Source organism: Agrobacterium sp. 22-210-1 (assembly GCF_053522525.1).
Genome location: NZ_JBNWCI010000002.1, coordinates 12386 through 24823, shown reverse-complemented (window position 1 = coordinate 24823; position 12438 = coordinate 12386). Strand labels below are relative to the sequence as shown.

Annotated in this window: 8 protein-coding genes and 1 pseudogene; 5 read left to right on the top strand and 4 right to left on the bottom strand. The window is 59.1% G+C overall.

All coding sequences use genetic code 11. The annotated features are described in order from the left end of the window. Positions 1–6: 6 nt before the first annotated feature. The 4 genes from ACQZ5F_RS13130 to ACQZ5F_RS13115 form a co-directional block, all read right to left on the bottom strand. Positions 7–831, bottom strand: coding sequence for an ABC transporter permease (locus ACQZ5F_RS13130; protein WP_052820073.1), 825 nt, complete (start codon positions 829–831; stop codon positions 7–9). A gap of 1 nt (position 832) precedes the next feature. Beyond that, positions 833–1717 carry an ABC transporter permease gene (locus tag ACQZ5F_RS13125; protein WP_137086159.1) on the bottom strand — a complete coding sequence of 295 codons (885 nt, stop codon included), beginning with the start codon at positions 1715–1717 and terminating at the stop codon, positions 833–835. Beyond that, positions 1714–2865, bottom strand: a complete 1152-nt coding sequence (locus ACQZ5F_RS13120; RefSeq protein ID WP_225339024.1) for an extracellular solute-binding protein — start codon at positions 2863–2865, stop codon at positions 1714–1716. Before ACQZ5F_RS13120 ends, ACQZ5F_RS13125 begins: the two co-directional genes overlap by 4 nt. A gap of 185 nt (positions 2866–3050) precedes the next feature. Then, a complete protein-coding gene (locus ACQZ5F_RS13115; protein ID WP_225339023.1) occupies positions 3051–3944 on the bottom strand; it encodes a LysR family transcriptional regulator in 894 nt (297 codons plus the stop codon). 109 nt (positions 3945–4053) lie between these two features. On the opposite strand from ACQZ5F_RS13115, the gene ACQZ5F_RS13110 reads away from it, so the two are divergent. From ACQZ5F_RS13110 to ACQZ5F_RS13090, 5 genes and pseudogenes are all read left to right on the top strand, one after another. Beyond that, complete coding sequence (locus ACQZ5F_RS13110; RefSeq protein WP_263647242.1) at positions 4054–5262, top strand: MFS transporter; 1209 nt, start codon at positions 4054–4056, stop codon at positions 5260–5262. Then, positions 5259–5648: pseudogene (locus ACQZ5F_RS13105) on the top strand (cyclophilin-like fold protein); the annotation flags it as partial. The gene ACQZ5F_RS13110 and the pseudogene ACQZ5F_RS13105, both read left to right, overlap by 4 nt. 89 nt (positions 5649–5737) lie before the next feature. Next, complete coding sequence (locus ACQZ5F_RS13100) at positions 5738–6817, top strand: alpha/beta hydrolase (protein WP_046800478.1); 1080 nt, start codon at positions 5738–5740, stop codon at positions 6815–6817. 353 nt (positions 6818–7170) lie between these two features. Continuing rightward, a complete protein-coding gene (locus ACQZ5F_RS13095) occupies positions 7171–9114 on the top strand; it encodes a methyl-accepting chemotaxis protein (protein ID WP_225339020.1) in 1944 nt (647 codons plus the stop codon). A 275-nt stretch (positions 9115–9389) separates the two neighbouring features. After that, entirely contained in the window at positions 9390–12179 is a 2790-nt protein-coding gene (locus ACQZ5F_RS13090) for a bifunctional aconitate hydratase 2/2-methylisocitrate dehydratase (protein WP_225339019.1), read from the top strand. Positions 12180–12438: the final 259 nt, after the last annotated feature.

The window sequence follows — 12438 nt, the reverse complement described above, 5'->3', positions numbered from 1 at the left end:
ATATTCCTAACCGCCGAAGCCGCGGGCGAAGGCGCCGCCGCCGATGATGCGGCGGGCGAACATGAGGGCAATGAATGACGGTACCCAGAGCACGACGGACAGGACCGCACCATACTGGATGACCATCTGGTTGTTGATGTAGCTGATCATCAGCACCGGCATGGTGCGGATGCCGGGTGCGCCGATGAGCCAGGCCCCTTCGGTTTCATAGAAGGTTCCGACGAAGCTCAGGAGCACGGCGGCGGCGATGGTCGGTCCGGCCTGCGGCAGCGTGATCGACCAGAAGACCCGCAGGGGACTGGCGCCGACATCGCGGGCCGCCTCTTCCATGCGGCGATCGACGGCCTGAAACGCGGCGACGGGTATCCAGATCATGAACATCAGCGTGCCGACGAGCTGGATGAGAACGACGCCCCAGAAGGTGCCGATGAGGTTGAGTTGCAGAAAGATCGCCGCAATTGCTACCAGCAGCCCGAATTTCGGGAAGGCATGACCGGCAAGGAAGGAGAAGAACAAGAGGTTGCGGCCGGGAAAGCTCATGCGGGCAAAGGCATAAGCGGCGGGAAGGCAGATCAGCGCCGAAAGCAGGGTCACCACCGTCGTCAGCCGAAAGCTCAGCATCAGGGCGTTCCACACATCGGGGCGTCCGAGCGTCTGGCCCCAGAAACGGAAGCCGAACTGTTGCGGCACGACGTTGGGGTAACGCCAGACTTCGGTGAAAGCCCAGGTGCCAACGACGATGAGCGGCCCGACGATCGCAACGGTCAGAAGAGTGGCGAAGAATATGCCGGGCCAGTCGAGGCGCCTGCGCGCCGGTGCAAAAGCGGCCATGTTACTTCCCCTGATTGCGTGCGACTGAGCGCACATAAAAGAGGCCGAAGGCAATACAGAAGCCGAATGCGATGACGGCCTGGGTCATGGCGCCGATGGGATCCTGCATATCGCGAAGGGTGCGCTGCATGAAGGGACCAATCATTTCCGGCGATGCGGGGCCAAGCAGGTAAGGAAGGGTGAAGGAGGAGAAAATGCCGAGCACCGAAAAGGAAAGCGCCACGAGAATGGAATTGGAGATGCGCGGTAGAATGATGTGCCAGAAAACCTGCAGCGCGTTGGCGCCCACATCCCGCGCCGCTTCCACCGACTGGTTGGCGACGCTGCCGAGGCCCGCCAGCAGGATCAGCACCGTCAGCGGGATATTGTCCCAGACAAGGCCGATGACCGGTCCCCAGGGGGTCAGATAGGGCGTGCGGATTTTCGGCAGGTCGACCGCGTTGAGCAGAATATCCACCATGCCATTGGGCCCAAGCACGCGGATGAAGGCGAAGGCGAGGATGATTGAAGGCACGAACATCGGAAAGATGGCCAGCGCCTGCACATAGGCCGAAAGGCGGCCCTGGGAAAAGCGCAGATAAAGCGCGATCGGCAGGCAGATCACCAGAAGTAGCATGGCGCAGACCAAAGTGGTCCAGAGCGTGACGGCAAGATTGTCGAGGCTGTAGCGATCCGAAAAGAAGAAGACGTAGCTCGAAAGATCGAACGTCGTTTCTCCATTGGCCCCGATACGCCAGATGGTGCGGCCTATGGCGTTGATGGCCGGCCAGATGACGAGCCAGATCATCAGGAAAACGGGAATGGCGACGAGCAGGAGGCCGATGGGCCTCCTGCCTGCCGAATTGTCGATGAGCGGACGAACCGCTCCTTCTGCTACCTCGGTCACGACTTGCGGTCGACGTTCGGAGCAACGTGACGGTACCAGCCGTCATTGATGGCGGTTTCCCATTTGCCGGCCGGGAAGGTCGGAATGGTCTGCGGAATGATGTCGGCGAAGCGCTTGCGCAGATCGGCCGATACATAGTCCCAGGAAACACCGGGGAAACCGCCGAGCTCAGTAAGGATGGCGCCCTGGATTTCTTCGGAGAGAACGAAGTTCGCCAGCTTGAGGGCGGCATCGCGATTGGTGCCGTTGGCCAGCACCACGGCCCGGGAAAAATCGCCGCAAAGCGCGAGATCCTGAAGCTGAACGAGGCCCGTTTCCGCAGGAAGCACACCCTGATCGATGGCTTTCAGAACCTGATCGGACCAGACGGGCGTCATCGTCACGACGCCTTGCGACAGAAGCTGCAGAGACTGGGTATTGCCGGAGGCATAGGCGCCCTTGTCATAAAGCGACGGGGCGATATCGGTCAGCAGATCCCAGGCTTTGCCCAGTGCCTTGTCGCCGAATTCCTGGGTGTAGTTGTCGACCGTGAAGGCCTTGGGGTCGAGACCATTGGCCTGATGGATGGCGCGGCGAACGAAATTGCCGCCGGAGCCGCCCTTGTCGGGACGGTTATAGACGAACTGGCCGGGATTGGCCTTGATCCAGGTAACCAGCTGCTCCCAGGTCTTCGGGGCATCCGCGGGTTTCAGCTTGGCTGTGTCATAGGCGAGCAGAACCTGGCTGCCGCGATAGGGCAGGCTGTATTCGCTTCGGATGGCAAGCGGGTTGACGCGCGGATAGTTGGAGAGACCGGCTTTCGCCATGTTCACATAGATGCCGGCATCGATCGCGCCTGCAGGCAGCAGCGGGTCGGAATGCTCGAAATAGTCAGCCTGCGGGTCGGTGCCTGTCTGCTTTGCTGCAATGGCGCGTTCGCCGATGGCGATAATGCCGGCATTGTCACCGGCGTCCACGAGGTTGAGTTTGATACCCGGATTGGCGGCCTCGAAAGCGGGCTTCACCGTGTTGGTCCAAAAATCGAGGATGTTGCTGTCAGCGCCAGTATACCAGTCGATCGTGCCCGGGGCAGCGAAGCTCATGCGCGGCGCAAGGGCAAGGCCGGCGGCGGCGCCTGCTGCTGATATCATGAAGGTGCGGCGTTTCATCTCTGTCTCCAGTGCTCTCGGCGAGTGGAATTGTTGAGCGCTGACCCTTTTTGGAAAGATCGGAACGGCGCTGGCCCGCCTTTGCACAGCCGTGCATTTTTTAACGGGTCGGCGGCGTTTCTAATGCCTTTCCTTAACGCTTTCGTGACACCCGGAGACGCTGGTGGCCATTGAGCAAACCTTACTCAAGCATGATGCCGTAGCGCTTCGATAATCACCTTCATTGCCGGCGACATCTGGCGTCTGCTGGGATAATACAGGTGGTAGCCGGTGAAGGGTTCGCTCCAGTTATCGAGAGCTGCCTGCAATCGTCCCTCGGCGATATGTTCCTCGACTATATCTTCGGGAACGTAAGCGATCCCGAAGCCCTTTATGGCCGCATCGATCTGGGACATCGAGGAATTGAAGCTCAGCTGCCCGTCGACCCTGACCCGCAGCTCGCGTCCATTCTTTTCAAACTCCCAGGCGTAAAATCCGCCCCAGGTTGCCTGGCGTGTATTGATGCAGATATGGTCAACGAGGTCTTGTGGCGTGGCGGGGACGCTGTGCCTTGAAAAGTAGTCCGGTGAAGCCACGGCCCTGAGGCGCCAGTCCGGGCCTATCCGTACCGCGATCATGTCCTTGTCGACACTTTCTCCCAAGCGCACGCCGGCGTCGAAACGCTCCTCGACGATATTGCGCATGCCGTTGTCACTATAAAGTTCAACATGGATGTCCGGGTAGGCCGAGAGAACCCGGGCCAATTTCGGCCAGACGGTCATCTGCAAAGCATGATCAGACAAGGTGAGGCGAACGGTGCCGGAGGGCTTTTCCCTGAAAGCGACGAGGTCCACCAGATCGGCTTCAATGCCCTCAAATCGTGGCGCAAGCGACAGAAAAAGACGCTCGCCGGCTTCCGTCGTCGCAACGCTGCGTGTCGTCCTTGTCAAAAGACGCACGCCCAGGCGGGCCTCCAACTGCTTGATGGTATAGCTCAATGTTGATTGCGACGTTCCAAGCGCAGCCGCAGCTTTTGTGAAGCTGCGTTCCTTGGCTACCTCCATGAACCACAGCAGGTCCTTCATGTCCTCGCGCTGCATCAAAATCCCCGATTGATATTGAATTTCGATAAGTCCATGCGGATTAACACGGATTGTCGGCAAAGTCTCTCGGCAATATCTTGCGGTCCGAATACATGACCAAATTTCGATGGGACCTGGACAAGTGACCCTTATCTACAATGAAAACATAGAAAGCAAAGGCGCGGCGTGGAGCGCTGTTCTGTGTATGACGCTGTGCGCTTTCGTGTTGATTGCGTCGGAATTCATGCCTGTCAGCTTGCTGACGCCGATTGCCGCCGACCTCGGGGTTTCGGAAGGAAATACCGGGCAGGCGATTTCTGTCTCCGGAATTTTTGCGGTGATGACCAGCCTGTTCATAGCCAGCCTGACGCAGCGGCTTGATCGGCGTATCGTCGTCCTCGGTCTGACGGCGCTGCTGACGGTATCAGGTCTGATCGTGACATTGGCTTCGTCTTTCCCGGTTTTGATGCTCGGCCGTGCGTTGCTTGGCATCTCGATCGGCGGCTTCTGGTCGATATCCACCGCGATCGTGATGCGGCTCGTCTCTCGCGATCAGGTTCCGAAAGCGCTTGCTTTGCTGAACGCTGGTAACGCCGTTGCCGCAACGGTTTCTGCACCGCTTGGAAGCCTCCTGGGCGCTTATATCGGCTGGCGCGGCGCGTTCTTTCTGGTCGTGCCGATCGGATTGCTTGCGGTGGTGTGGCAATGGATCACCCTGCCTCCACTTTCACCTCGGCGCGAACGTCCATCCGCAAATGTTTTCCGGTTGCTTGCACGCCCGCCTGTCGCGGCAGGCATGACTGCGATCTTCCTGCTGTTCATGGGGCAGTTCGCACTTTTCACCTATCTGCGGCCATTTCTCGAGCGGGTCACACAGGTGGGAATTGAAACGCTGTCGTTTCTTCTGCTGGTCATGGGGTTGGCCGGAGCAGTCGGGACATGGATGATTGGACGGCTGCTACACCGTCGCCTGTTCAGCATCCTCGTGATCGTCCCCTTGCTGATGGCCGGTATCGCTTTTGTCATGGTCGCCTTTGGCAGCACGAAAATTCCCGTCGTCGCCGCACTTGTCGGTTGGGGTTTCCTTGGAACCGCGGCACCCGTGGGCTGGGGCACATGGCTCAGCCGCATTCTTCCCGATGACGCAGAGGCAGGCGGTGGGCTGCAGGTCGCCGTCATTCAACTGGCGATCACGTCCGGGGCGTCGCTCGGCGGGGTTCTATTCGACGCTTTCGGCTGGTGGTCCGCCTTCACGATGAGCGCGTTGCTGCTCTGGGGTTCCTCGCTCGTTTCCCTTGTCGCGTGGCGTGTGACGCGGAGACCAGCAGGCGCATGAAATCTGCCCACGCCAAACGACGCAAACTGCTGGCGCTGGCGGTCGCGGCTTTCATCTTCCCCGGCCGAGTTTTCAGTAAAGGCGGCCCTAACGATCAGGAGCGAACTGAGGTGAGGATCCAGCTGACTTTTGCAAGGAACACGATGATAGCGACGCTCTACGATAATCCATCGGCACGCGATTTCGCATCCATGCTTCCGCTAGATCTCAAAATCACGGACTTCAGCTCCAACGAGAAGATCGCCTATCTCCCTCGGAAGCTGACCGTCGAAGGCCATGGGCCATTCGACAATGAGCGACCATACGACCTCTGTTATTACATGCCCTGGGGCAATCTTGCGATGTTCTACGCCGACTACAAGCATCCCGGTCTGGTCCGGCTGGGACGCTTCGAACAAGGCTATGAAGCGCTGCATCTCCCCGGGGAATTTCCACTGCGTATCGAACGCATCTAATCCACCACTGGAGACCTCCCATGACCAACGAAACTGAAACGACCGAGATTTTCAATGCCGGCAGGCGCAACCTGATGAAGGCTACAGGCATCGCCGTTGCCGCGATCAGCATGGTGCAGGCTGCGGGCACAATACCGGCCTTCGCCCAAAACACAGCCTGGGACAAGGTTTTCCCGAAGAGCGACAATGTCGACCACCAGAAGGTCTCGTTCAAGAACCGTTATGGGATCACATTAGTGGGCGATCTCTATCTGCCGAAGAACCGCGCAACCCAGCCATCGGCGGCTCTCGTCATCGGCGGTCCGTTCGGTGCCGTGAAAGAACAGTCCTCGGGGCTTTATGCGCAGACCATGGCGGAGCGCGGGTTTGCCACGCTGGCGTTTGACCCGTCCTATACCGGAGAAAGCGGCGGCGAGCCCCGCAACATTGCCTCGCCTGATATCAATACCGAGGACTTCAGTGCGGCGGTGGACTATATCGGCCTGCAATCCTATGTCGATCGCGAGCGTATCGGCGTCATTGGCATTTGCGGCTGGGGTGGCATGGCCTTGAATGCAGTTGCCGCAGACAAGCGCGTGAAGGCAGTCGTTGCCAGCACCATGTACGACATGTCACGCGTTATGTCGAAGGGCTACAATGACAGCGTTACCCTTGAACAACGTACACAGGCGCTGGAGCAGATGAGCCGGCAGCGCTGGGTGGATGCCGAGAAGGGAACGCCGGCCTATCAGTCGCGCTACAATGAATTGAAGGGCGGTGAAGCGCAGTTCCTGATCGACTATCACGACTATTACATGACACCGCGCGGCTATCATCCGCGTGCCGTCAACTCGGGCAATGCCTGGTCGCAGACCACGCCGCTGTCATTCATGAATATGCCGATCCTGACCTATATCGCCGAGATATCTCCGCGTCCGGTCATGATTATCCATGGTGAGAAGGCGCATTCGCGCTACTTCAGTGAAACCGCTTTCGCCGCCGCGGCGGAACCGAAAGAACTCGTAATTATTCCGGATACCAATCACGTCGATCTTTACGACCGTGCGGACAAAATCCCGTTCGACCGGATCGCCGGTTTCTTCAATCAGCATTTGGCTTAACCGAGGACGTTAGTGTGCCGGTTATGATTGCCGGCACACTTCGGGGGCGGGCTGACACGCGCCTGCGTGTCGGCAGCCGCACGGGAATGTCGCGGCGCAGCAAATTATGAGCACTTGCATATATTAGGTAACAATTCATTCAGTGGTTTCGTGAAATCTAAACAAGCAGGTTCCAAGGTTTCATCGGCGGAGCCGGTAGAACAAGCGGTTCCCTCGGTCTGCCTCGTGGCGGCTCGAACAAGGGCATCCGCTTGTAGCCCTATGAGGGGCACAGCTACCCGCGATGTATCTTTATATCTCTCCCCGGCCACCCTATGCGGACGGCTGGCGGAGCGCTTGCCCCGAGGCCTTTCATGTCTTTCCTGAAGAATACCAAGATAAAAACGAAGGTCGTTTTTGTCATCTCGCTGATGAGTTTGATGTCGCTTTCCGGAATTAGCTACGTCAGCCTGCAATATAAGAATACCGACCGCGTCTATAGCGATTTCATTGCCAACGAGGCTCTTGCGGCGGTGCTGAACGCGCGGACCAGCGGCAATCTCAATGCGCTCGGCATGCAGATGCTTCGCGCTAGCCTCAATGATCCCGCCGGCAGTGATTTCGAATCGGCGGTCAAGACTTTCAGGGCAGACCGCAAACAGCTCGAAGAGCGCCAGAACAAGATCATGGAACTGGTGCCGGCCCGCACGGATGCTGCCCGCGATATCCTGAAGGGTGTCGTTGAAGTGGAGGAGATCGGCAATCAGGTCATCGCTCTGATGCAGGCGGGGAAAGCCGCCGAAGCGCAGCAGATGGCGCTGAACGTCCTTCGGAAAATCGGCGAAGTGTCGCCAAAGATCAGCGCGGGCAACGAGCAGCTTATTCAGGTCATGAATGATGGCAGGCAGCAGCTCACCGCCAGCACCGATACGACGATCTGGACGGGACTGATCGGCATTGCGCTTGTTTCCCTTGCCTTGATCGCACTCGGCCTGTTTGTCTCGTCGCGTGGCATCACCACCCCGATTGCGCGGCTTCGTGAGCGCATGGGATCGCTGGCGGCCGGTGATACGGCAAGCGAAATCGACGGAATGGACCGCAAGGATGAAGTGGGCCAGATGGCCGCTGCGGTTCAGGCCTTCCGTGAAAATGCAATCGAACGTGTGCGGCTTGAAAATGAAACCGAGGCCAACCGGTCGACTTCTGAAAAGGACCGGATAGAGCGCGAGAAACAGAAGGCGAAGGAGGCTGCCGACGTACAGTTTGCCGTCGGCAATCTTGCCACCGCGCTTTCGAAGATCGCTGAGGGCGATGTTACCTACCGGATCGTTCAGCCGTTCGTTGCCGGCCTTGACGGTATTCGCGGTGATTTCAACCGGGCCGCTGAACAGCTGCAGTCGACCCTGACCCAGGTGGCGCAGAATGCCCGTGGCATCGATGCCGGCGCCAACGAAATCCGGTCCGCGGCAGATGATCTGGCGAGACGCACGGAGCAGCAGGCGGCGGCCGTTGAAGAGACTGCGGCGGCGCTGGAAGAAATCACCATCACGGTGAAGGACTCCACCAAACGCGCGCAGGAAGCCGGTCATCTCGTCGGCCGCGCCAAGGTCGGCGCGGAAAAGTCGGGCGAGGTTGTGCAGAAGGCCGTCGCGGCGATGGAACAGATCGCGACATCCGCCAATCAGATTTCCAACATCATCGGCGTGATCGACGAGATCGCCTTCCAGACCAACCTTCTGGCGCTGAATGCCGGCGTGGAAGCGGCGCGTGCCGGTGATGCGGGCAAGGGCTTTGCCGTTGTCGCGCAGGAGGTTCGTGAACTGGCGCAGCGTTCCGCCGGTGCCGCCAAGGAAATCAAGAACCTGATCACGACATCGAACAGTCAGGTGGAGCAGGGCGTGCAGCTGGTTGGCGAAACCGGCAGGGCGCTGGAACTGATCGTCACCGAGGTGCAGGACATCAACCGGCACGTCGCGGCGATCGCGGAATCGGCACAGGAACAGTCCTCCGGCCTCCAGCAGATCAACACGGCTGTGAACCAGATGGATCAGGACACCCAGAAGAACGCCGCCATGGTGGAGGAAAGCACGGCTGCAAGCCACGGCCTTGCACGCGAGGCGTCTTCGCTCAACGGGCTTATCGCCCAGTTCAAACTGTCCGAAGGCGGTTACAGTGAAGCCTCCGCTCCGGTTCGCACCGTCTCTTCGTCTGACAGGCCCGCAGCGTCTCCGGCGCGCGCTCTTGGCGGCAGGATCAGGGCTGCGTTTTCCGGCAATGCCGCACTGAATACATCTGCGGACAGCTGGGAGGAGTTTTGATGATTGCCGCATTTTTGGCGGCGAATTCACAACTCCTTTTGATCGCCGGCGTGACGATGGTCTGATATAGGAATGGGCGGTTCGCAGAAGGGCCGCCCATTTTTGTCGCGACAGTCGAACAACGGAACGATTGAAACGATTATACTGAAATGCGACATCTTGTCAGCCGGCCCCGGTTGGCGTACTCGAAACCGGTAAAAGACCCAGACCTATTGACGTGACAGTTCGGTGGTGCTGGGTTTTGGCTCCATACATATCAGGACGTTGGGATAGCGATGAACCTTTACTTGGATTACCTGGCTGAGATCAAAAGCAGAGAACAACAAGGGCTCGCACCCAAGCCGATCGATGACGGCGCATTGACCGCCGAAATCATTGCGCTGATCAAGGATGCCGGTAGCGAATACCGGACGGACGCCCTCAAATTCTTCATCTACAACTCCCTGCCGGGCACTACGAGTGCTGCGGGCGTCAAGGCGGCCTTCCTCAAGCAGATCATTCTCGGCGAAGTCGTTGTGCCAGAGATCACGCCTGCCTTCGCGCTGGAACTGCTGTCGCACATGAAGGGTGGCCCTTCTGTCGAAGTGCTGCTCGATATCACGCTCGGTGATGACGCGGCACTTGCCGCGCAGGCGGGTGAGATTCTGAAGACTCAGGTCTTCCTCTATGACGCCGACATGTTCCGGCTGCGCGATGCCTTCAAGGCAGGCAATGCCGTCGCCAGGGGCGTGCTTGAAAGCTATGCCAAGGCTGAATTCTTCACCAAGCTTCCGGACGTCGAGGACGAGATCAAGGTCGTGACCTTCATCGCCGCCGAAGGCGATATTTCGACCGACCTTCTGTCCCCCGGCAACCAGGCGCATTCGCGTTCCGACCGCCAGCTGCACGGCCAGTGTATGATCACGCCGGAAGCGCAGGCGGAAATCGTCGCGCTTCAGAAGCAGCATCCCGACAAGCGGGTGATGATGATCGCCGAAAAGGGCACGATGGGCGTTGGCTCGTCGCGCATGTCCGGCGTCAACAACGTGGCGCTGTGGACCGGCAAGCAGGCCAGCCCCTATGTGCCCTTCGTCAATTACGCCCCCATCGTCGCCGGCACCAACGGCATCTCGCCGATCTTTGCCACCACCGTCGACGTGACGGGTGGTATCGGCATCAACCTGAAGAACTGGGTGAAGAAGCTCGGTGAAGACGGCAAGCCGATCCTCAACAATGACGGCAACCCGATCCTCGAGCAGAAATATTCGGTCGAGACCGGCACTGTCCTCAAGATCGACGCCAAGAACCGCAAGCTTCGCGACGAAAGCGGCAATGAGCTGGTTGACGTTGCCGCCGCCTTCACGCCCCAGAAGATGGAATTCATGAAGGCGGGCAGCTCCTACGCCATCGTCTTCGGCAAGAAGCTCCAGACCTTTGCGGCTCAGACGCTCGGCATCGAGGCTACGCCGGTCTTTGCTCCGAACAAGGAAATCGCGATCGAAGGTCAGGGCCTCACCGCCGTTGAGAAGATCTTCAACCGCAACGCCGTCGGCGTGACCCCCGGCAAGGTTCTGCATGCCGGTTCGGACGTTCGCGTCAAGGTCAACATCGTCGGCTCGCAGGATACGACCGGCCTGATGACCGCGCAGGAACTTGAGGCGATGGCGGCAACCGTCATTTCGCCGCTGGTGGATGGCGCCTATCAGTCGGGCTGCCACACGGCCTCCGTCTGGGACAAGAAGGCGCAGGCGAACATTCCGAAGCTCATGTCCTTCATGAACAATTTCGGCGTCATCACCGCGCGCGACCCGAAGGGCGTCTACCATTCGATGACGGACGTGATCCACAAGGTGCTGAACGACATCACCGTGGATGACTGGGCGATCATCATCGGCGGCGACAGCCATACGCGCATGTCCAAGGGCGTCGCCTTCGGTGCCGACTCGGGCACCGTGGCGCTGGCGCTGGCGACGGGTGAGGCGACCATGCCGATCCCGCAATCCGTCAAGGTCACCTTCAAGGGCACGATGCAGCCGCATATGGACTTCCGCGATGTTGTGCATGCGACGCAGGCGCAGATGCTGAAGCAGCATGGCGATAACGTCTTCCAGGGCCGCATCATCGAAGTCCATATCGGCACGCTGCTCGCCGACCAGGCCTTCACCTTCACCGACTGGACGGCCGAGATGAAGGCCAAGGCGTCGATCTGTATCTCTGAGGACGAGACGCTGATCGAGTCGCTGGAGATCGCCAAGTCGCGCATCCAGATCATGATCGACAAGGGCATGGACAATGCCGCCCAGACGCTGAAGGGCCTGATCGCCAAGGCGGATCAGCGCATCGCCGAGATTCGTTCTGGCGAAAAGCCCGCCTTGACCCCCGACGACAATGCGAAATATTTCGCCGAAGTCGTTGTGGATCTCGATGTCATCGACGAACCGATGATCGCCGACCCCGACGTCAACAATGCCGATGTCTCCCGGCGCTACACCCATGATACGATCCGTCCGGTGTCCTATTACGGAGGCACCAAGAAGGTCGATCTGGGCTTTGTCGGCTCGTGCATGGTGCATAAGGGCGACATGAAGATCGTCGCCCAGATGTTGAAGAACATCGAAAAGGCCGAAGGCAAGGTCGAGTTCAAGGCGCCGCTCGTCGTTGCCGCGCCGACCTACAACATCATCGATGAGCTGAAGGCGGAAGGGGATTGGGAAATCCTGCAGAAGTATTCAGGCTTCGAATTCGATGACCTGAAGCCGAAGACCACCAACCGCACCGAATACGAGAACATCCTCTATCTGGAACGCCCGGGCTGCAACCTGTGCATGGGCAACCAGGAAAAGGCGGAAAAGGGCGATACCGTTCTGGCAACTTCGACCCGCCTGTTCCAGGGCCGCGTCGTGGAAGACACGGCTGAAAAGAAGGGTGAATCGCTTCTGGCCTCGACCCCGGTCGTCGTCCTGTCGGCAATCCTTGGCCGCACGCCGAGCGCTGAGGAATACAAGGCAGCCGTCGAAGGGATCGATCTGACCAAGTTCACCCCGTCGAAGGGCACGCCGATCGATTCCCTCTCGGTCCATTATTGATGTTTCGACACCGGGAGGTGAAAGCCTCCCGGACATGACGCGTTATCTGGAGCGCTTCATGATGATCTGACGGATGCCTGCCGAAGGGTGGGCATCCGAAACCACGCGCCGGCCCATCGCAGCATGGAGGCGGCAATTGTCGCACCGCCGGCCCGAATGCGCCGGGGGCTGTCCGGATTCTTCAAGATATCAGTTCGTTCCGGAGTTGTTTTCGGGAGTCATCACGTCGCCGACCTCTTTTCCCGGGAATCCTGAAAGG

Bases quoted from the DNA above. Each gene is read 5' to 3' on its own strand.
- ACQZ5F_RS13130 (WP_052820073.1), bottom strand. From the start codon at position 831: ATGGCCGCTTTTGCACCGGCGCGCAGGCGCCTCGACTGGCCCGGCATA.
- ACQZ5F_RS13120 (WP_225339024.1), bottom strand. From the start codon at position 2,865: ATGAAACGCCGCACCTTCATGATATCAGCAGCAGGCGCCGCCGCCGGC.
- ACQZ5F_RS13115 (WP_225339023.1), bottom strand. From the start codon at position 3,944: ATGCAGCGCGAGGACATGAAGGACCTGCTGTGGTTCATGGAGGTAGCC.
- ACQZ5F_RS13110 (WP_263647242.1), top strand. From the start codon at position 4,054: ATGGGACCTGGACAAGTGACCCTTATCTACAATGAAAACATAGAAAGC.
- ACQZ5F_RS13100 (WP_046800478.1), top strand. From the start codon at position 5,738: ATGACCAACGAAACTGAAACGACCGAGATTTTCAATGCCGGCAGGCGC.
- ACQZ5F_RS13095 (WP_225339020.1), top strand. From the start codon at position 7,171: ATGTCTTTCCTGAAGAATACCAAGATAAAAACGAAGGTCGTTTTTGTC.
- ACQZ5F_RS13090 (WP_225339019.1), top strand. From the start codon at position 9,390: ATGAACCTTTACTTGGATTACCTGGCTGAGATCAAAAGCAGAGAACAA.